The sequence below is a fragment of the Nitratireductor aquibiodomus NL21 = JCM 21793 genome (assembly GCF_000615975.1).
In the GTDB taxonomy this organism is placed as follows: domain Bacteria; phylum Pseudomonadota; class Alphaproteobacteria; order Rhizobiales; family Rhizobiaceae; genus Nitratireductor; species Nitratireductor aquibiodomus.
Map to the genome: position 1 here is coordinate 1 of NZ_BAMP01000035.1, position 19,943 is coordinate 19,943.

Annotated in this window: 14 protein-coding genes and 5 pseudogenes; 4 read left to right on the top strand and 15 right to left on the bottom strand. The window is 60.0% G+C overall.

Annotated features, from left to right (window positions below; genetic code table 11):
- The coding region (locus JCM21793_RS11460) for an FAD-dependent oxidoreductase (RefSeq protein WP_025030481.1) at window positions 1-570 on the bottom strand (570 nt) is incomplete at its 3' end.
- A 240-nt stretch (window positions 571-810) separates the two neighbouring features.
- On the opposite strand from JCM21793_RS11460, the gene JCM21793_RS11465 reads away from it, so the two are divergent.
- Window positions 811-1,572: an SDR family oxidoreductase gene (locus JCM21793_RS11465; protein WP_025030463.1), complete on the top strand. Its 762-nt coding sequence runs from the start codon at window positions 811-813 to the stop codon at window positions 1,570-1,572.
- Between the two features lie 7 nt (window positions 1,573-1,579).
- On the opposite strand, the gene JCM21793_RS11470 is transcribed toward JCM21793_RS11465, so the two are convergent.
- The gene (locus tag JCM21793_RS11470; protein WP_244439732.1) at window positions 1,580-2,596 is read right to left on the bottom strand and encodes a hypothetical protein; all 1,017 of its coding nucleotides are present in this window, start codon (window positions 2,594-2,596) and stop codon (window positions 1,580-1,582) included.
- A gap of 300 nt (window positions 2,597-2,896) precedes the next feature.
- On the opposite strand from JCM21793_RS11470, the gene rpsU reads away from it, so the two are divergent.
- The 3 genes from rpsU to JCM21793_RS11485 all read left to right on the top strand — a co-directional run bounded on the left by rpsU (window position 2,897) and on the right by JCM21793_RS11485 (window position 4,742).
- Window positions 2,897-3,124: a 30S ribosomal protein S21 gene (gene rpsU / locus JCM21793_RS11475; RefSeq protein WP_007008828.1), complete on the top strand. Its 228-nt coding sequence runs from the start codon at window positions 2,897-2,899 to the stop codon at window positions 3,122-3,124.
- 127 nt (window positions 3,125-3,251) lie between these two features.
- Window positions 3,252-4,115 (top strand): tetratricopeptide repeat protein, encoded by an 864-nt coding sequence (locus tag JCM21793_RS11480; RefSeq protein ID WP_081487723.1) that lies wholly within the window; start codon window positions 3,252-3,254, stop codon window positions 4,113-4,115.
- Between the two features lie 141 nt (window positions 4,116-4,256).
- Window positions 4,257-4,742: a DUF992 domain-containing protein gene (locus JCM21793_RS11485; protein WP_007008830.1), complete on the top strand. Its 486-nt coding sequence runs from the start codon at window positions 4,257-4,259 to the stop codon at window positions 4,740-4,742.
- A 66-nt stretch (window positions 4,743-4,808) separates the two neighbouring features.
- Here the strand turns inward: JCM21793_RS11485 and JCM21793_RS11490 are convergent, their stop codons facing one another.
- The 13 genes and pseudogenes from JCM21793_RS11490 to JCM21793_RS25475 all read right to left on the bottom strand — a co-directional run bounded on the left by JCM21793_RS11490 (window position 4,809) and on the right by JCM21793_RS25475 (window position 19,937).
- The gene (locus tag JCM21793_RS11490) at window positions 4,809-6,206 is read right to left on the bottom strand and encodes an NAD(P)(+) transhydrogenase (Re/Si-specific) subunit beta (protein ID WP_007008831.1); all 1,398 of its coding nucleotides are present in this window, start codon (window positions 6,204-6,206) and stop codon (window positions 4,809-4,811) included.
- Between the two features lies 1 nt (window position 6,207).
- Window positions 6,208-6,632 (bottom strand): annotated as a pseudogene (locus JCM21793_RS25455) (proton-translocating transhydrogenase family protein).
- A pseudogene (locus JCM21793_RS25460) lies at window positions 6,632-7,953 on the bottom strand (Re/Si-specific NAD(P)(+) transhydrogenase subunit alpha). The pseudogenes JCM21793_RS25455 and JCM21793_RS25460 overlap by 1 nt, the downstream one beginning before the upstream one ends.
- 81 nt (window positions 7,954-8,034) lie before the next feature.
- Window positions 8,035-8,262 carry an aa3-type cytochrome c oxidase subunit IV gene (locus JCM21793_RS11505; RefSeq protein ID WP_007008834.1) on the bottom strand — a complete coding sequence of 76 codons (228 nt, stop codon included), beginning with the start codon at window positions 8,260-8,262 and terminating at the stop codon, window positions 8,035-8,037.
- A gap of 208 nt (window positions 8,263-8,470) precedes the next feature.
- Complete coding sequence (locus JCM21793_RS11510; protein ID WP_025030465.1) at window positions 8,471-9,310, bottom strand: ABC transporter ATP-binding protein; 840 nt, start codon at window positions 9,308-9,310, stop codon at window positions 8,471-8,473.
- Window positions 9,311-9,381: 71 nt separating this feature from the next.
- Window positions 9,382-10,700: pseudogene (locus tag JCM21793_RS25465) on the bottom strand (ABC transporter substrate-binding protein).
- A gap of 72 nt (window positions 10,701-10,772) precedes the next feature.
- A pseudogene (locus JCM21793_RS25470) lies at window positions 10,773-11,848 on the bottom strand (branched-chain amino acid ABC transporter permease).
- Window positions 11,849-11,851: 3 nt separating this feature from the next.
- Window positions 11,852-12,811, bottom strand: a complete 960-nt coding sequence (locus JCM21793_RS11525; protein WP_025030466.1) for a branched-chain amino acid ABC transporter permease — start codon at window positions 12,809-12,811, stop codon at window positions 11,852-11,854.
- A gap of 19 nt (window positions 12,812-12,830) precedes the next feature.
- Complete coding sequence (locus tag JCM21793_RS11530; protein WP_025030467.1) at window positions 12,831-13,673, bottom strand: ABC transporter ATP-binding protein; 843 nt, start codon at window positions 13,671-13,673, stop codon at window positions 12,831-12,833.
- Entirely contained in the window at window positions 13,651-15,627 is a 1,977-nt protein-coding gene (locus tag JCM21793_RS11535; RefSeq protein ID WP_025030468.1) for an AMP-binding protein, read from the bottom strand. Before JCM21793_RS11535 ends, JCM21793_RS11530 begins: the two co-directional genes overlap by 23 nt.
- Window positions 15,628-15,904: 277 nt before the next feature.
- Window positions 15,905-16,579 (bottom strand): Crp/Fnr family transcriptional regulator, encoded by a 675-nt coding sequence (locus tag JCM21793_RS11540; protein ID WP_007008842.1) that lies wholly within the window; start codon window positions 16,577-16,579, stop codon window positions 15,905-15,907.
- A 61-nt stretch (window positions 16,580-16,640) separates the two neighbouring features.
- Window positions 16,641-17,426 carry an N-acyl amino acid synthase FeeM domain-containing protein gene (locus tag JCM21793_RS11545; RefSeq protein ID WP_025030469.1) on the bottom strand — a complete coding sequence of 262 codons (786 nt, stop codon included), beginning with the start codon at window positions 17,424-17,426 and terminating at the stop codon, window positions 16,641-16,643.
- Window positions 17,427-17,590: 164 nt separating this feature from the next.
- Window positions 17,591-19,937: pseudogene (locus JCM21793_RS25475) on the bottom strand (putative bifunctional diguanylate cyclase/phosphodiesterase).
- Window positions 19,938-19,943 lie beyond the last annotated feature (6 nt).

A 19,943-nucleotide genomic window follows, 5' to 3' on the forward strand; every position in this document is an offset into this window, starting at 1 on the left:
GCCCCAGGCAACAGCATCGTGACGGGCCGTGCCGCCCCGCCGCTGGAGTGCCGCGCCCATGACCGGATAACGCGCCTCGGGCGAAATGTTGAGCGGCGGGCAAAAGGCCTTCGCCTCCTCAGGCGTCAGCCACTCATTGTCCACGCCGTTCAGCCGGTTGGCATGGATATGACGTTTGAACACCTGCACATCGTGCACATTGTGCGCCAGCATCATCACGCCGCGCGGCGAATACATGACGTTGTAGTTCAAATCCTGCGAAAGCCCGTCCCAGAGCTTCACGGAATGATCGTAGATACCCGCGCTCTCGTCATAGAGATAGTTGGAGCGGATGATGGTGGTGTTGCGGCCGGTGTTGCCGCCGCCGAGCCAGCCCTTTTCCAGCACGGCGACATTGGTGATGCCGTGCTCCTTTGCGAGATAATAGGCCGTTCCCAACCCATGTCCCCCGGCACCGACGATGATGACGTCGTAGCTCTTTTTCGGTTCGGGCGAAGACCACTGTTCCGGCCAGCCCCTGTGGCCACGCATGGCCTCGCGGGCGATGGCGAAGACGGAATATTTGCGCATGGGCCTCTCCGCAATGCAGGCAGCGCGCCGCAGCCGGGCGCCTTCAGACACAGCCTAGCAGTAGCGAAATCCCACGCAATGGTTTGCGCTGATTGCGACGGCAATTGCCGTTTTGCGCCAAGCCTCGTCGTCATTGCTTTCGTCTGGCCTCCCGTCTGGTTTCGGGTGCTGACACGCCGCATTGCTGAGAGCTTCGCATCACCCCGGCAGCGCCGGCAGAGCGAAGTGAAAGGATACCAGATGACATCGCTGAAAGAGAAAGTCGCCATCGTAACCGGCGCAAGTGCCGGTATCGGTCGGGCGGCAGCCAGGCTGTTCGCCCAGCACGGCGCCAGGGTCGTCGTTACAGCACGACGGCAGGCAGAACTGGACACACTTGTCGGCGAGATCGAAGCGAATGGAGGCGAAGCCATCGCGCTTGCTGGCGATGTGCGCGAGGATATTCACAATCAGAAACTGGTCGCAGTCGCCGAAAGCAGCTTTGGAGGTCTCGACATCGCTTTCAACAATGCTGGCGCTGTCGGCCCGCTGGTGCAGATCGAGGCACTCGAACGCTCGGACTGGAACGATGTGATCGAAACCAATCTGAGCTCCGCCTTTTCGGCTGCCCGGTACCAGGTACCGGCCATGAGGCGCCGAGGCGGCGGTTCGCTGATCTTCACGTCGAGCTTCGTTGGTCATGAGACCGCAGGCATGCCCGGTATGGCGGCCTATGCGGCGAGCAAGGCCGGGCTCGTCGGCCTCGTTAAATCGCTGGCATCGGATCTCGGGCACGAAGCCATTCGCGTGAATGCGCTTCTTCCCGGCGGGACCGACACCAGAATGGCCACGTTCGAAAACGAGGAACAGCGCGCCTTTGTCGAAGGCATGCATGCGTTGAAACGCATCGCACGTCCCGAAGAGATCGCCCAGTCAGCACTGTTTCTCGCTTCGGACGCCTCGAGCTTCACAACCGGCACAGCCATGCTGGCCGATGGCGGCGTTGCCATCAGCAAGGTCTGACCGGGGGTTATCGATGCTGGCGAAATCGCTTCGCCAGCATCCAGCCATAGGCGAGGAAAAGAAGCGAGATATAGAGCTCGCGCACCTCGGAAAGCTCATACCCATCCACCATGTCGACGCCGCGCATGATGAACACCAGTTTGGAGACCACATAGATGGCCGCAAGGGAGATGGCGGCAAGGCGCAGCTCGAAGGATTTGAGCTGACGAACGATGTCGAGACAGATCAAAAGCCCCAGGAAGAACCAGACCTGGTAGGGCACGATGTTCCAGGATTCGAACATCAGCGACGCCACAGGCAGCCCGAAAAGCGCAAAGATTCGCGGCGGCAGATAAGGCTCCACCTGAGCGAAGAGATCGCCCGCACCGCGCGGCCAGCACCAGGGCAGGACCACAAAGCAGAAGATCGCGCTCGTGTAGTAGATGGCCTCGAACTGGTAGGTGTAGAAATTGTGGATGTTGGTTTCGTTCTGAACGTTTTTGCTGAACAGCTCGGGCGTGGCCCAGCCAAGCCAATGCTGCCCCCAGGACATCTCTTCCATCAGAATGAGAAACACCACGCCGGCCATGCCAGCCAGCACCAGCTGCGGCGGGAAGACGCCAAGCAGCCGCGCACCGCGCATGCCGCGCGCGCGCCAGGCAGCGACAAGGAAACTGACGACCGCTGCAATGAGAAGAACCTCGGTGGCCATGCCCAGCGGCTGCATCTCGCGAACAAAATCGTTCAGCGCAGTGGGAACAAAATGAACGGCGGCTGCAACCGCCAGAAGGAATGCGCCGGCAGCACCAATGGCCCAGAACGCCTGCGCGCGATCCCCTCTCGCCAGGGCCAGGGCACCCATTGCCGGCTTCAAGGCGAAAAAGAGCAAGAGCGCTGCCAGAAAGGAAAAGCCGATCCGGGCGCGGCCAAAGGGCGTGAAATCAGGGTCGCCCTTGCGCAGCAGGCCATATCCATGGACGAGTTCGCCATAGACAGCCGAACCAACGACCAATATGAAAGCGACCGTGCCGAAACCAAGTCTCATCAGACTTGCCTCCAGCCCAGTGCCGGCCCGCCCGTCCCCTTCCGACATGTCGATATACTCCAATATAGAAAAACACGTTTGTGTAGTGTTCTTTCCTTTTCTCTACGTTAACGTGAACCCCCTAGTGAAGCGGGCGCAGGAAAAATTCACAAGAAATAGCTCGACAGAAATAGAGGCTTCTGCTATGAGCCAGCGCTATTCGCGGCAAAATATGGCTGCGGAAGCCTCGGCCCATGGGCGGAGGAAAACCAGAATTCACATTTGAAAATTAGAAGACCAACGTTCTGACAGGAAACCCACGTGCAGGTACTCGTCCGCGACAACAATGTTGATCAGGCGCTTCGCGCGCTGAAGAAGAAAATGCAGCGCGAAGGCATCTTCCGCGAGATGAAGATGCGTGGGCACTATGAGAAGCCGTCAGAAAAGCGCGCGCGCGAAAAGGCTGAAGCCGTACGCCGCGCACGCAAGCTGGCGCGCAAGCGCGCTCAGCGCGAAGGTCTGGTCGGCGGCCGGCCGGGCGCACGCTGATAGCGCCCATCTTTCGACGATTTCTGTCTATAACGAACGCGGTACGATCTTTTGGTCGTGCCGCGTTTTCGCATATCCGATGACTCTTTGCATGGGTACGGCAATGGCTTGGTTTGGTGCTCGGGTTATGGCATTAAATGGCATGACTTTTTTCGATACGCCCTCCCCCCGCTTTTCGCGCAATGCGCTTGCCGGTCTTGCCCTTGCTGCACTTGTGCCGCTGACAGCCTGCCAGACTGCCACAAACCCGGCGACGGATCTGAGCCGCATCGACACCGCTCAGGGCTCTGCAGAAAACATCAATTCGTTGAGCGCGGTCATCCAGCGTACCCCCAATGAGCCGGAAGCGTATAACATGCGCGGCGCAGCTTACGGTCGTGCGGGGCGCTATCAGGATGCTCTGAAGGATTTCGACAAGGCGATCTCGCTCAACCCGCGCTCGCCGAACACCTATGCCAACCGTGCACTGATCCATCGCTACACGGGCAACAACCAGCAGGCGCTTGCGGATTACAATCAGGCGATCTCGCTCGATCCAAACTACGACACGGCCTATATCGGGCGCGCAGAGATCTACCGCCTGTCGGGCCGCTCCACGGATGCGCTTGCAGATCTGGAACGCGCCATCCAGCTCGACACCACGGATCCGCGCGCCTATTACCGCCGCGGTCTTCTTTATCAGGCAAGTGGCCAGCACCAGTTTGCGATCGAGGATTTCGCGAAGGCGATCTCGCTCGCACCAGACGCGCCCTATGGCTACAACGGCCGGGGCCTCTCCTACCTGGCGCAGGGGGATGACGAGAACGCATTCTCCGACTTCAATACCGCCATTCGGCTTGACGACGATCTGGCCGAAAGCTGGGCGAACCAGGCGCTCGTATACGAGAAACGCGGCGACAAGGCGAAGGCTGCCAAATCCTATGCCCGAGCACTTCAGCTGGACCCCGAATACATGCCGGCACGCGACGGCCTGGCCCGGACACGGATCTAATTCCCAAATATAGTCAATGCCTTAGCCCCGGAGTTTTGCTTCGGGGCTTTTGGTTGTCTTCACGAAAAATCACGCAAATTAATCTGGAACCTTCTCTGCAGTGGCGTGTTTTGAGCCCGGACCACAAAAGGAGTTCCAGTGATGAAAAAAGCAATCATTCTCGCTTCCGTCCTGACGGCTGCAGCCGCCACCCCGGCACTTTCACAGCAGCGCGTGGAGGTCGGTGTTCTCGACTGCGTGATCGAAGGCGGCGCGGGCGTGGTGATCGCCTCCTCCCAGGAACTGGCCTGTACCTTCGAGCCCGCCGATGAGAACCGTCCGCCCGAAACCTATGTCGGTGTGGTGAACAAGTTCGGCCTCGATGTCGGCGTCAAGGACGCCACGCAGATGCAGTGGCTGGTCATGGCCCCCACGGCCGATGCCTACGCGCCGGGCGCGCTTGAGGGCGACTATGCGGGCGTGAGCGCAGAAGTGGCAGCCGGTCTTGGCGCAGGTGCCAACATCCTTGTAACGCAGGACAGCGAAAGCCTCATGCTTCAGCCCCTGAGCGTGGAAGGAAAGACCGGCATCAATGTCGCGCTGGGTGTGAGCGAGTTCCAGCTTCGCTCGACTGCCGCTGCCGAGTGAATTTTCCCTGCCCCACCCGGCAACAAAAAAGCCCGGCTTCGTGCCGGGCTTTTCCGTGTGATTGCTTTAGTGATCCATCGCCTTGACGATGTCTTCCGTCATTTTCTTGGCGTCACCCAGAAGCATCATCGTGCCATCCTTGTAGAACAGCGTGTTGTCGATACCGGCATAACCGGAGCCGAGCGAGCGTTTGACGAAGAGACAGGTGCGCGCCTTGTCCACGTCGAGGATCGGCATACCGTAGATCGGCGAGGACTTGTCGTCGCGCGCTGCCGGGTTGGTCACGTCGTTGGCGCCGATGACATAGGCAACGTCGGCCTGCGCGAACTCGGAGTTGATGTCTTCGAGCTCGAACACTTCGTCATAAGGCACCTGAGCCTCGGCGAGCAGCACGTTCATGTGACCGGGCATGCGGCCCGCGACCGGGTGAATGGCGTATTTCACCTCGACACCGGCTTCCTTCAGCTTGTCGGCCAGCTCGCGCAGCGCATGCTGCGCCTGGGCGACGGCCATGCCGTAACCGGGCACGATGATGACTTTCTGCGCATTCGCCATCAGATAGGCGGCGTCATCGGCGGAGCCCTGCTTGACCGTACGATCCATATCGTCGTCGGCGGCAGCCGCCGTCTCGCCACCGAAGCCGCCGAGAATGACCGAGATGAAGGACCGGTTCATGCCCTTACACATGATGTAGGACAGGATCGCACCGGAAGAGCCAACCAGCGCGCCGGTGATGATGAGTGCGAGATTGCCGAGCGTGAAGCCGATGCCTGCTGCGGCCCAGCCCGAATAGGAGTTGAGCATCGACACGACGACTGGCATGTCCGCGCCACCGATCGGAATGATGATGAGTACACCGAGCACCAGGGAGGCGGCAACGATCAGCCAAAAAATGGTCGTGCTCTGCGTGGTGACGAGCAACACGATCATAACGACCAGCGCAATGGCCAGGCCCGCATTCACCACATGCCGCATAGGCAGCATGATCGGCTTGCCGGACATGCGGCCATCCAGCTTCAGGAAAGCGATGATGGAGCCGGTGAAGGTGATCGCGCCAATGGCGACGCCCAGCGACATCTCGACCAGCGCCTGCGCGTGGATCGCACCCAGTTCGCCGATGCCGAAGCTCTCCGGCGCATAGAGCGCGGCTGCGGCCACCATGACGGCGGCAAGGCCGACAAGCGAGTGGAAGGCGGCCACGAGCTGCGGCATTGCGGTCATGGCGATGCGCTTGGCAATCACCGCGCCGATCCCGCCGCCGATGGCGAGACCGACGACGATGAGCACGAAACCGCCAAAGGAGGGCGTTGCGTAGAGCAGCGTGGTGCCAATGGCGATGGCCATGCCGACCATGCCGTAGACATTGCCCTGACGACTGGTGGTGGGATGCGACAGGCCCCTCAGCGCAAGGATGAAGAGAATGCCGGAAACGAGATAGAGGAAGGATGCAAGATTGGCGCTCACGTCACTTGTCCTTCTTCTTGTACATGGCAAGCATGCGGCTCGTCACAAGAAAGCCGCCAAAGATGTTCACCGACGCAGGATGAGCGCGATGAAGCCGAAGCCCGTGGCAAGCCCCGAAGCGGAGATGCCCACGGCCAGCAGCGCACCGACCACGATCACCGAGGAGATCGCGTTGGTGACCGACATGAGCGGCGTGTGCAGCGCCGGCGTCACCGACCAGACCACGTAATAGCCGACGAAAATCGCCAGCACGAAGATTGCGAAGCGGAAGACGAACGGGTCGATCGCCCCGCCGGATGCGCCATGCGCAAGCGCGCCGGCGGCATCGGCGACTTCGGCCGCCTGCATGCCTTCAATGGCGGCACGAACGCTCGCCGCGGCGCTGTCGAGCTGGTCGAGCGCCTTTTCGAGTGCGGTTGGTTCCATCAGGATTCTCCCCCCGATTTGGTTGCGGCAGGCTTATCAGCAGCGCTGGATGCGCCAGCCGGTTTTTCTGCCGTTTTCCGAGCCGCCGTTTTCTTGGTCGCCGCGCCCCCTGAAGCCTTGGCTGCGGGCTTGCGCGCGGGTGCCTTGCGGGCTGGCGCCTTTTTCGGCGCGGCGGCCTTGGCAGCGGGCTTTGCGGTGTCGACGAAATTGGGATGCACCACCTTGCCGTCATGGGTAAGCATGGTGGCCTTCACCAGCTCGTCTTCCATGTCTACGGCGAGCACCTTCTTCTCCTTGTCGACCATGGTCTCAAGGAAGGTGTAAAGGTTTTTGGCGTAAAGCAGCGAAGCGGATGCGGCGACACGACCGGGCACGTTGAGATGGCCGACGATCTTCACGCCATTGGCCGTTGTAACAACCTCACCTGCCTTCGCGCCTTCCACATTGCCACCACGCTCCACCGCCAGATCGACGATGATGGAGCCAGGCTTCATGGACTTGACCATGTCCGCACTGACAAGCGCGGGGCCGGGCGGCCCGGAATGAGCGCCGTGGTGACGACGATGTCCTGCTTGGCGATGTGCTCGGCGACGAGTTCGGCCTGGGCCTTCTTCTCCTCATCCGTCAGCTCGCGGGCATAACCGCCATCGCCGGAAGCATCTTTCAATGCCTCGGTCATGATGAATTTCGCGCCGAGCGACTGGACCTGCTCGCCGGCAGCCGCACGAACGTCGGTGGCGGTGACGACAGCACCCAGACGGCGCGCGGTGGCGATGGCCTGAAGGCCGGCAACGCCAGCGCCCATGACGAACACCTTGGCAGCCGGCACGGTGCCGGCAGCGGTCATCATCATCGGTAGCGCACGATCATACTCGGCGGCTGCGTCGATCACCGCACGGTAACCGGCAAGGTTGGCCTGCGAGGACAGGACGTCCATGGACTGCGCGCGCGTGATGCGCGGCATGAACTCCATGGCAAAGGCGGTGACGCCTGCAGCAGCCATGGCCGCCACATCGCCCTCATTGCCGTAGGGGTCCATACTGGCAAGAACCAGCGCGCCTTTTTTGTAGGTTTTGGCTTCGGCCGGTGTCGGGCGCCGCAACTTCAGGACAACATCAGCCTTGCCGGCATCTGAAGCCTTGCCGATCTTTGCGCCGGCCTTCTCAAATTCAGCATCGACAATACGCGACTGCTCACCTGCGTTTTTTTCGACGACAACATCGAAACCCAGACCTACAAATCGCTTGACCGTTTCCGGAGAGACCGCAACGCGACCTTCCGTTACGTCAATTTCTTTAGGCACAAATATGCTTTGTCCCACCGTCATATCCTTTCGGTTGGACCGTCCCCCCAATCACGGGGCCGTGGCAACGACCCCGCATGTCACGGCAAGCAGCGCGCTTTAGCGCAGCAACCAGGCGCCGACCACCGAGATCAGAATGAAGAGAACGGTGCTGGAGAAGAAACCAGCGGAGGTGAAGAAACCAAACGCCATCGCCACCAGAATGGCGACGACCACCAGGCTCGAATATTTGATGACGGCCAGGAAAAGATCGTAGGTCTTCTCGTGCTCGGCGTAGTCCATTTCTGCGCCCGTTTCGGCCGGTCCGGCCGGCAAATTCTCTGCCATCTCAAAACCCCATGGGAATAGAATTGGTCTTGGGAGATAGCGAAAAGATGACTGAAGGGCAATGGAGGATTGCCGCATGAACAATCCGATGCGCTTTGAAGCGCCTTGAGAGAACCGATTTCACGAAAACGGTACGGAATGAAGAGGATTCAGCCGCTGTGCTGACAAGCGCGCGCAGCAGTCCGGCTTTTCGCGGTGCGGTCGTGAATCAGGAAAGCCAGCGCTTGCGTCTTTTGTAGTGTTTCACATTGCGGAAGGAGCGCCGCCCCTCGCCGCCCACGCCAAGGTAGAATTCCTTCACGTCTTCGTTCTCGCGCAGCGCCTTCGCCTCGCCATCCAGTACCACGCGACCCGATTCCAGAATGTAGCCGTATTTTGCGTAGCGCAGGGCCACATTGGTGTTTTGCTCGGCCAGCAGGAAGGAAACGCCCTGCTCCTCGTTGAGCTGTTTGACGATCTCGAAAATCTCCTCGACCAGTTGCGGCGCAAGCCCCATTGAGGGTTCGTCAAGCAGGATCATCTTCGGGCGCGACATCAGGGCCCGGCCAATCGCCGTCATCTGCTGTTCGCCACCAGACGTGTAGCCGGCCTGCGAGTTGCGCCGTTCTTTCAGGCGGGGGAAATAGGTGTAGACCAGATCGAGGTCCTCGCGGATCGCCGCCTGCCCGTCACGCCGGGTGAAAGCGCCTGTCAGCAAATTATCCTCGACCGAGAGATGGCCGAAACAGTGCCGCCCCTCCATGACCTGAATGCAGCCGCGGCGCACCAGATCGTTGGGCGAGAGGTTCTGCACTTCGTCGCCGCCGAACAGGATCGACCCCTTGGTCACTTCGCCCCGCTCGGCATGCAGAAGGTTGGAAATGGCTTTGAGTGTCGTGGTCTTGCCCGCTCCATTTGCTCCGAGCAAGGCGGTGATGCCACCGCGCGGGACGGAAAGGGAAACCCCTTTCAGCACCAGTATGACGTGATCGTAGATCACCTCGATATTGTTGACTTCGAGGATCTGTTCCGCGGTCTCAGCCGAGGCTGCAGGTGCTGTCGTCGTCATGCTTCGCTATCCCGGTTTCAAGAAAACGCCGCTCCCCGCTGCGCGCGACAGGGAGCGGCACCAGAGCGTGCCTACATGCTGCACTCTTCATTGACAGGCCAGGGTGCATTGGCCTCGGCATATTCCTTGGCTTTATCCGCTTCGAGCGGCTCGATTTCCGCCCGGTCCGGTGTCAAGAGGTCCGAAGCCTTGACGAATTTCGCACCGTCCCACTGCAGCATCCAGCCGCCGCCATGGCCCGTGTGGTTCGAGCAGGAAGTGCTGAAGGGCACGAGCATGCCTTCCGCGCCAAGCTCTTTCAGGCGGGCTTCATCCAGATTGATGTTCTCCAGCCCCCAGCGAAGCTGCTCGGGGCTTGGCGCCCGCACATCGAACTCTTCCTGAGCCGCTTGATGCCTTCCACCAGAATGACCGAGATCATGAGACCGCGCTGGTAGAACACGGAATCGAACTCGCCTTCGGCCTGGTTGATCTGCGACTTGCCGGCATCGACCACGTATTTCTTGATGTCGGCCATGAGCGGGGCCTCGGAATTCGGCACGCTCCAGGAGATTGAACGGTAGCCCTTGCCCTGCTCGCCGACCAGCTTCAGGTCGCCGTCATGACCCGACCACCACACGCCGATGAACTGATCCATCGGATATTTGGTTTTCGCAGCTTCGGTGATGGCGCCGGCGTTCATCGCGCCCCAACCCCACATGATGACGAAGTCCGGGCGTTCACGACGGATCTGCAGCCACTGTGCGGACTGGTTCTGCATCTCGGTCAGTCCGACCGGGATCGGAACAAGTTCGAAGCCGTGTTTCTCGGCCAGCACTTCAAGCAGGGGAAGCGGCTCCTTGCCGAACGGATGATCGAGATGCAGGAAGGCGATCTTCTTGTCTTTCAGACTGTCGAGATTGCCATCCGAAATGTTCTTCAGGATCATCGACGCGCCATCCCAATAGGAAGACGGCGGGTTGTAGGCCCACTGGAACACTTTGCCATCAGCCATGGGCGAGAAGCCGTAGCCGGGCGCCAGGATCGGTATCTTGTCGACATTCGATTTCGGCAGCACCTGTAGCGTGATGCCGGTGGACCAGGGCTGCGTGACCACGGCCCGCGCCTTGGTCTTTTCATAGCACTCCACGCCCTTCTCGGTGTTGTAGCCGGTCTCGCACTCGTCATATTCGAGTTTGACCCCGTTCAACCCGCCATCCCGCTCGTTGAGCAGGGTGATGTAGTCGCGCTGACCGTTCATCAGTGGCGTGCCGGTGGCCGCGAAGGGACCGGTCCGATAGGCCAGGTTCGGAATGTAGACGCTTTCGTCCTGCGCGATGGCAGGCCCGGTGAGGCCAACGCCCATCATGAGCGCCGACGACAGGATCGCAGTTTTGAGCATTCTCTTCATACTGTCTCCTCCACTTGTTCCGTTCTCCGAAAGGAAGGGGCGAACACTCCCCGTCTCACGCACCTTGCCCGCCTAGTGCGGGAAAGGCCACAGAATGAACTTTTCACGGATCATCGCCCAGAACCGCGCCAGACCGTGCGGCTCGATGATGAGGAAAGCGATGATGAGCGCGCCGATAATCATGATGTTCAGATGCTCGACCATGGCGGAATCGACCGGGATGCCGAAAGCCTGCGGCACGCTGCCGATGATGACGGGCAGCGCGACGATGAGGATCGCGCCCAGAAAGTTTCCGAGGATCGAGCCAAGACCGCCGATGATGGCGATGAACAGGACGCGGAACGAGAGCGGAATGTCGAACAGGTTCGCTTCCGCCGCACCGCGCCACATGAACACGAACAGCGCACCGGCAATGCCCACCACATAGGAGGACACGAAGAAGGCCATGAGCTTGGTGCGCATCAGGTTGATGCCCACAAGCTCGGCGGCGATGTCCATGTCGCGCACGGCCTTCCACATGCGCCCGATGCGACCGCGCGTGATGTTGATGCAAAGACGGTGATGACGCAGACGACGCAAAGCACGAAGTAATATTGGGTCATGGCGGTCGCGCGTGGCCCCGCCACAGTGATGCCGAACATATCAATGTTGGGCACCTGGATCGCGCCGGAGGCGTTGTAATTGTAGAGCCATGCCCATTTCTGGAACAACCAGACAAGAAAGAACTGCGCTGCCAGCGTGGCAATGGCGAGATAGAACCCCTTGATGCGCAGCGATGGCAGGCCGAACAGCACGCCGGTGGCGGCCGAGAAAAAGCCGGACATCGCAATGGCCACCACAATGTTCATCTCCGGAAAGATGGACACGAGCTTGTAGCAGGCATAGGCCCCCACGCCCATGAACGCGCCGGTGCCGAGCGACAATTGCCCCGCATAGCCGGTGAGGATGTTGAGGCCGAGTGCTGCCAGCGAATAGATGAGCACCGGGATCAAGAGCGCGCGAAACGTGAACTCGCTTGCCGTGAGCGGGAAAACGATGAAGGCGAAGACCAGTATGACGCCAAGCAGGATGGCATCCTGCCGCACCGGAAACAGCGCGTGATCGGCTTGGTAGCTGGTCTTGAACTGGCCTGCTGTGCGATAAAACATGGATTACACCCGCTCGATGATTTTTTCGCCAAACAGCCCCTGCGGGCGGAAGAGAAGCACGAGCAGCGCCAGCATATAGGCGAACCAGGCTTCGGTGTTGCCGCCAAGCAGCGGCTGACCCCAATAAATCTCGAAGAGCTTTTCCAGAATGCCGATGGCCAGCCCGCCGATGATCGCGCCCATGACGCTTTCCAGACCGCCGAGCATCAGCACCGGCAGCGCCTTGAAGGCGATCACCTCCAGCGCAAAGGACACGCCGGCCCGCGCACCCCAGACAATGCCCGTGGCAAGCGCGATGACACCAGCAATGAACCAGACGATCACCCAAATGGTGGAAAGCGAAATGCCGACCGAAAGGGCCGCCTGATGGTCGTCGCCAAGCGCGCGGATGGCACGGCCGATCTTGGACTTGTTGAGGAAGACCAGAAGAGCCGCCACGAGCACCATGGCTCCGATGACCGCAGTGAGATCCTTTTCCTCGATGGAGACGAAGCCGCCAAAGGGTTCGAACACGATGCTGCCGGTGGGGATGAAAAGCTGCTCGGTGATCATCACCTTGTTCTCGCCGCCGAAGATCAGTTCGCCGAAGCCGATCAGGAACAGGGTGATGCCGATGGTGGCCATGAACAGGATGATGTCGGGCTGGTTAACCAGCGGTCGCAGCACCACACGCTCGATGGTCATGGCAAGAACCAGCATCACGGCCAGCGTGAGCGGCAGCGCAAGCAGGGCCGGCACACCCTTTTCATAGAGACCCACCAGCGTAAGCGCGGCGAACACCACCATAATGCCCTGCGCGAAGTTGAAGATGCGCGAGGATTTGTAGATCAGCACGAAGCCAAGCGCGATCAGCGCGTAGAGCACCCCGCCGACAAGTCCCTCCCACAAAACCTGAAGCAGGAAATCCGGCGCCGCGGCCATGTCCGCGAAGGGCTTTACGAGAACATCGTTCAAGAATTCCATGCGTTCCTCCCCTCGCCACCTAGTGCGGCACGCCCAGATAGGCGTCGATCACATCCTGATTGTTCTTCACCTCGTCGGGCGGACCGTCGGCGATCTTCTTGCCGTAGTCGAGCACGACCACACGGTCGGACAGGTCCATGACCACGCCCATATCGTGCTCGATCAGCGCAATGGTCGTGCCGCGCTGCTGGTTCACGTCGATGATGAAGCGGCTCATGTCTTCCTTTTCCTCAAGGTTCATGCCCGCCATGGGCTCGTCGAGGAGAAGAAGGGTAGGCTCCATGGCAAGCGCGCGGCCAAGCTCGACACGCTTTTGCAGGCCATAGGGCAGCTTGCCCACCGGTGTGCGGCGAATGTGCTGGATTTCCAGAAAGTCGATGATCTCCTCGACCTTCTCGCGATGCTCGATCTCTTCGCGCAGCGCCGGCCCGCGCCACAGCATCTGCCAGCCGATGTTGCGCTTCATCCTGACCGAGCGGCCGGCCATGATGTTGTCGAGCGTCGACATGCCCTTGAAGAGCGCGACGTTCTGGAAGGTGCGGGCAATGCCCTGCCCCACCGCCTGATGCGGTTTCATGGAGCGCCGCTCCTTGCCGCGAAAGATGATGGTGCCTTCCTGCGGCGTGTAGAACCCGTTGATGACGTTGAGCATCGAGGTCTTGCCGGCGCCGTTGGGGCCGATGATGGCGCGGATTTCGCCTTTCAGAACGTTGAGCGAAATGTCGGTGATCGCCTTCACACCGCCAAAGGAAAGCGAGACGTTCTTCACGTCGAGCAGCACGCCGCCCCTGGCGATGCCATCGTCCGGCGCGGTGAGTTGGTTGGGATCGGGACGCGGTTCATTCGGCAGCCTCCCGGACATTTTCGGCCGGAACCGCGTGAATCTCCGCATCGACGATCTGAACCGTGGCGCGGATGATGCCCTTGCGGCCGTCCTCATAGGTGACCTGCGTTTCCACGAACTTCTCCGACGAACCATCGTAAAGCGCCTCGATCAGTTCGCCATAGCGCTCGGCGATGAACTTGCGGCGCACCTTCTGGGTGCGGGTCAGTTCGCCATCGTCGGCGTCCAGTTCCTTGTGCAAAACGAGGAAGCGCCTGATCTGCGACGCCGCCATCAGCGGCTCGCGGGCGAGCCTGCGATTGGCCTCGTTCACATGCGCGGCGATGGTCTCGTAGACGCGCGGATGCCCTGCCAGTTCCTGATAGGACGCATAGGCGATGTTGTTGCGCTCGGCCCAGTTGCCGACCGCCTGCAAATCGATGTTGATGAAGGCCGCGCAGAACTCGCGCCCATGTCCGAACGCCACCGCCTCCTGAATGTCGGGGAAGAATTTCAGCGTATTCTCGATGTATTTCGGCGCAAACAGCGCGCCATCGGAAAGCTTGCCGACATCCTTGGCCCGGTCGATGATCTTGAGCTGGCCGTCCGTGTCGAAGAAACCGGCATCACCCGTATGCACCCAGCCATCTTCGGTTTTGGTCTCGCGGGTGGCCTCGTCGTTTTTGTAGTAGCCGACGAAAACACCAGGCGAACGGTACATGACCTCGCCGCTCTCGGCGATGCGGATTTCCACCTCCGGCGATGGCAGGCCCACCGTATCGGGACGGATTTTCCCATCCTCCTGCGCGGTGATGTAGACGGTGGCTTCCGTCTGGCCGTAGAGCTGTTTCAGGTTCAGCCCGAGCGAGCGGTAGAAGGAGAAAAGCTCCGGCCCGATGGCCTCGCCCGCCGTATAGCCGACCCGCATGTTCGAAAAGCCCATGCGGTTTTTCAGCGGGCCATAGACCATGAACTCTCCGAGTCCGTATTTCAGCCGGTCGAGAAACCCCACCTGCTCGCCGTTCAAAATGCGCTCGCCAACCTTTGCGGCATGGGCGAGGAAATAATCGAACATCGCCTTCTTGAGTTTTCCGGCATCTTCCATGCGCACCATGATCGAGGTCAGCATGGCCTCGAAGACGCGCGGAGGCGCGAAAAAATAGGTCGGCGCGATCTCGCGGCGGTCCTCGTTCACCGTTTCGGGGCTTTCAGGGCAGGCGACGCAGAAGCCCGCCGTGTAGGACTGGGCGTAGGAGAACAGATGATCGCCCACCCATGCCAGCGGCAGATAGGCGATGATCGTCTCGTTCTCGGTCAGATTGTCGAAGGCGTTGCCATTGATGGCGGAGCGCACGAAATTGTCGTTCGACAGCATCACGCCCTTGGGACGGCCGGTGGTGCCGGATGTGTAGAGCATGACCGATAGATCGGGGCCGCGCCCCTTTTCGATCTCTGCCAGCCAGTTGGCATTAGCCTCCGGTTCCTCGGCGAAACGGCGCATGCCCGTCTCGCGCACGCCATCATAGGCATGAAGATGGGTGTGGTCGTAATCCCTGAGACCGCGTTCCTCGTCATAGACGATCTCGGTCAGGAGCGGCACCTCTTCCGAGATGGAGAGCACCTTGTCGACCTGCTCCTGATCCTCCACCACGGCGAAGGTGACCTCGGCATGGTTGAGCACATAGGCCATCTCTTCGGCAACGGAATCCGCATAGACCGGCACCGGCACCGCGCCCAGAGACTGGGCGGCGGCGAATGTCCAGTAGAGCCTTGGCCGGTTGGAGCCGATCACGGCGATCTTGTCGCCGCGTTTCAGGCCGATCGACTGGAGGCCGAGCGCGAACGCCCGCACTTCCTCAAGCTGCTCCGCCCAGGTCCAGCTTTGCCAGATACCATAATCCTTGAACCGCATGGATGGCCGGTCGCGAAACCGCTCCGCGTTCAAAAGCAGATATTTGGCGAACGTGTCCTTAGACGCGTCAGTATGCGCCAAGTCGCTTACCTCCCACTGTCAGCGTTTGACCGCTGTTTTTCCGGCTCCTCCCAGAACCGGGTCTTGATTGGCTTGAGGGTTCCACGAAACCCAAAGCCATTCAACACGCCTCTTGACAGACAGAGACGCTATTTGTCTTTATAGTGGAGGAAGTTTATGCGCAGTCGACGGTCTTTCCGAAGCGCGAAACACACCTTTCAGACCAAAGTCTAACCTTGTTGCGATGCCTCAGCGCAGGCGTTTTCCTTGCTGCGGCAGGAGCCCGAAATGCGGGTTTTCAGACCTCGTAATGGCTCAATGCCTCGGCATCGACAACCGTTATGCGGCCGTGCTCCGCCTTCAGGAGCCCTTCATCCTCAAGCGCACGCAGGGCGCGGTTGACCACCTGCCGCGAAACACCGGCCAGAAGGCCAAGCTCCTCCTGACTGATCTCTATCGTGGTTCCAGCACGCGGATAGAGCGTGCGATTGAAAAACCAGGAGAGGTTGCGCGCGACCCGGGCCGTGGGCCCGAGAATGCGATCATACTCTATCGTCGCAATGAACTGACCCATGCGCTCATTGAGCTGGCGCACCAGGAAGCGGTTGAAACCGGTGCTGTTCTCGTAGAGCCACAGAAAGCTCGAGCGTGAAAGCATGGCAAGCCGCGTATCGCGGATCGCCACAACATCGTACTGGCGCGGTTCGTTCTTGAGCACCGACCCCTCACCGAACCAGCCGCCATCCGTCACCCCCGCAAAGGTCATCGCCTTGCCGGCGGCGGAAATGGCGCTGATCTTGATGAGCCCCTCCACAACACCGGTCCAGTGATCAAGCCGGTCACCCCGGTGGCAGATATAACTGCCTTTGGAAAACAACCGCTCCGTCAACCCGCGGCGCGCCCGGTCCAGTTCGTCGTCCGTCAGTTCGGCAGCCCAGATGGCCTCCCCGGCAATGTCGCGTTTTGTAGTCATGCCTATTCGATAGCCCGACAGCCTGTCAGCGACAAGCAGCGATCCCGTCAGAGCATCCGGTTCAGGCAGCGTGCTGCAGATATTTGGCTGTCGGTAGAATGGTGAGCGGCGCCGATATTCCAGACGCCGTGCGCTCGAACAGCATCCTCTGTTCCGATCGCGTAGAGAGGAAGAAAGGGAACCGCTCGACAATGGGGCCGAACTCCCGGGCACAGACCCCGCCGAACAACATTAACGGTATGCTTATCGGCGGATAGGCACGCTCGGGGCTCATCTGCCGGGCACCAAATATCCGGCGATAGAAAGCCGTGTGCTCCTGGCGAATGAGACAGGCGCAATAGGTCGAACGGAAGTATTCGTAGGCCGCGATCACCAGGCGCAGCGAGACATAGGGAAGAGCCCGGTATTCGCGAGCGAGATCAGGATCGGCAGCGAGCATGCTTGGATTGATACAGGTGTCGCCCTGCTCGATCAGCGGGGACATGACGTCGCCGAACCCTTTCGTCACCGGACCGAGCGGGTTTTCCCGGTCGATCTGATGCAGACGCACCGTACTGACGAGGCGTTTGTCTATATAGACGGCGAAGTTGTAGCAGTTGGGAAGATCGTCGAGATCGTCCTTGACGATCTGTTGCCCAGTCTGGGGCACAAAGCCGTGCGCCCGGTAGGAACGGTACCGCAGATGAAATATCTCTTCTCGGTCTTCGCCAGATTCGCACCGTCGGTATTCGGTGCGCTCCAGAAGTGCCATCACGCCATCTATGAAGCTTGAGGACTTCTTGGCCGGGTCGCGAGCAAAGCGCTCTGCCCCCGGTTTCAGGCCGACCAGGCCGGTACTCGTGACCATTGCCGCATGCCCCACGTCGACTTTTACCACCTCTCGTACAATACAAGCGTAATCGCCTGACGAGCGATGTAAAGCTGAAAGTCGTATGAAACTTGTTTAGGTTTTATTAACCTTAACAGAAGGTTTCTACGCGTTCACCTTGCATATAGGGAATGTGCGAAAAGTCAGATGGATGCGCGCGCTTTGGCGGAAATCTGCCGGGTGCGTAAGGCTGCTTCATTTCAGCCATGGTCTCGATGCCGGATGCCGTCAAGGCGGGGCCGAAGAGAAAGCCCTGAAGGAGATCGGGTTTGACCGCGCTTTCAAGCAGCTTCAGCTGATCGAACCGCTCGACACCTTCAACGGTGACCGCAAGGCCCAGCTTGCGCGAAAGATCGACCACACCCTGCAGCAGGTGAAGCGACCGCTCTCCCTCCTTCAGATTGGCGACGAAACTTCCGTCGATCTTGATTTTGTCGAGCGGCAGGGTGTGCAGGTAGCTCAGCGAGGAATAGCCGGTCCCGAAATCGTCCAGCGCGATGCGCACGCCGAGCTTCTTCAGCGTGTTGATGTAGCGGACCGTCGCCTCCGTATCGTTAAGGAGTGCGGTTTCGGTGACCTCGATCTCGAGACGGTCGGGCTTCAGGCCTGCCCCGTCGAGCGCTCGTTCCACTTTGCCGATCACTTCATCAGAACGAAAATCCTTGGCCGAAAGGTTCACAGACACCCCGACATGCTCCGGCCATTTCGCGCACTCTTGGCAGGCCGCTTCAAGAACGATCGTGCTGATCTCGGAGATCAGGCCCATTTCCTCCGCAAGGGGGATGAAGATCGCCGGCGATACAAGCCCGAGTTCCGGATGGTCCCAGCGGCACAGGGCTTCACAGCTCGAAACACGCATGGTGGCAGCATCGACGATCGGCTGGTAGACGACACGCAGATTGCGCGCTTCGATGGCACTGCGCAGGTCAGCTTCATCACCTGCCGATTGCGGAAGGCGACATCCATCTCCGTTTCAAACAGGCTCCAGGCGTTCTTGCCGAGTTCCTTGGCTCTGTAAAGTGCCAGATCCGCCTTGACGACCATCGAGTCCACATCGCCTGACCGCACCGGCACAACCACCGCCCCGCCACTCGCCTGAATGCGCATGGCATGGCCGGCCACGTCGACTTCACCGGCAAGAGAGGCAAAGATCTCCTCGAACTGCCGGGAAAACTCGCCTTCGTCGGTCACCCGGTTGAAGTAGATCATGAATTCATCGCCGCCGAACCGACTGATGCGAACATTCGGGCTCTCGAACGCGGAGAGACGCTCCGCCACGGCATAGATCAAACCATCACCGACCGGATGACCCAGAGTATCGTTCACGGTCTTGAAATCATCGAGGTCGAGAACGCCAAGTCCGCAGAGCCTGTCCTGATCGCCCGCCGCCATCGCTTCAGTGACCTTCTCGTGAAAATAGGCGCGATTGGGCAGGCTGGTGAGGCTGTCATAACGCGCCATGAAGCGGATTTTCTCCTCCGCCTCGACGCGGCTCGTGACCTCTTCGAAGGTCAGAACCCCCACCTCGTCATGCCCTTCACGGGCAGCGAACTCAAAATGCCGGCCATTGGTCATGCGTAACAGGACCTTGCGGTTGCGGCCTTCGCGCAAAGCCCTCGAAAGCTGCTCCTCGGCATAAGCATAATCGCGCTCCGAAAGAAGGCCGCTCGCCACACCGCGCATCAAGAGCGATTTCAACGTCCGGCCCAGCATCTGCTCGGAGGACTTGAACCCGAGCATTTCCGCCGCCTGGGTGTTGCTCACCACCACGCGTTCCTCATTGTTCAGCATAAGCAGACCGTGGTGCATGGTGTTCAGCGCGCGGTCGAAACGCTGCGCCAGCCGCGTGGAACGTTTTTCCTCACTGATGGCGGTGAACAGGACCGTGCGTACGAGATCGGCCATCTTGGTCACGACCAACATGAACGGTGCGATGAAAAGCCCAAGCACAAAATGATAGAAATCGCCCTTCAGCATCAGACCGAGCGTCATCGGGAACACGATGGTCAGCGTCAGGATCGACACCATCTTGTGGGAGCCGTAATTGCGCCCGGCAATGGTGATTGCGCCGCTTAGAATGGCCGAAACAGCGGCGAGTTCGCTGAAATTGTCTTGCGACCACATGGTGGCAAAGAAGCCGAATGCCCCGACGACAAATCCGTGGATGCTACCCCACCAGAGATATCGGGCTTCCCAGGCGAGTGCGGACGGATAGTCGGAGATCAGCGCATGATCGACGCGCGTAATCTTGAAGTAGCGCCAGACGCCGGCAATGAACATGGCCGGCCCGAAGACGAGATAGGCCCCCTGACCTGTCTTGTAGTATAGTAAAAGAGCAATCAGGCCGTAGCAGGCCGCGCCAACGGGGAGCACGCCGACGTCCTGAAACAACGAACGGATGTACCCAACGTAGACGTCTTCCGGAATGCTGTTTTTGCTGTTTTTCACCGCACGAGCCCGATTGACGGGCAAGATATGCCACAACAGCATTAAGAA

Coding starts and splice junctions, on each gene's coding strand:
- JCM21793_RS11465 (WP_025030463.1), top strand. CDS start 811: ATGACATCGCTGAAAGAGAAAGTCGCCATCGTAACCGGCGCAAGTGCC.
- JCM21793_RS11485 (WP_007008830.1), top strand. CDS start 4,257: ATGAAAAAAGCAATCATTCTCGCTTCCGTCCTGACGGCTGCAGCCGCC.
- JCM21793_RS11545 (WP_025030469.1), bottom strand. CDS start 17,426: ATGGTCACGAGTACCGGCCTGGTCGGCCTGAAACCGGGGGCAGAGCGC.
- JCM21793_RS11540 (WP_007008842.1), bottom strand. CDS start 16,579: ATGACTACAAAACGCGACATTGCCGGGGAGGCCATCTGGGCTGCCGAA.
- JCM21793_RS11510 (WP_025030465.1), bottom strand. CDS start 9,310: ATGACGACGACAGCACCTGCAGCCTCGGCTGAGACCGCGGAACAGATC.
- JCM21793_RS11530 (WP_025030467.1), bottom strand. CDS start 13,673: ATGTCCGGGAGGCTGCCGAATGAACCGCGTCCCGATCCCAACCAACTC.
- JCM21793_RS11525 (WP_025030466.1), bottom strand. CDS start 12,811: ATGGAATTCTTGAACGATGTTCTCGTAAAGCCCTTCGCGGACATGGCC.
- JCM21793_RS11470 (WP_244439732.1), bottom strand. CDS start 2,596: ATGAGACTTGGTTTCGGCACGGTCGCTTTCATATTGGTCGTTGGTTCG.
- JCM21793_RS11480 (WP_081487723.1), top strand. CDS start 3,252: ATGGCATTAAATGGCATGACTTTTTTCGATACGCCCTCCCCCCGCTTT.
- JCM21793_RS11505 (WP_007008834.1), bottom strand. CDS start 8,262: ATGGCAGAGAATTTGCCGGCCGGACCGGCCGAAACGGGCGCAGAAATG.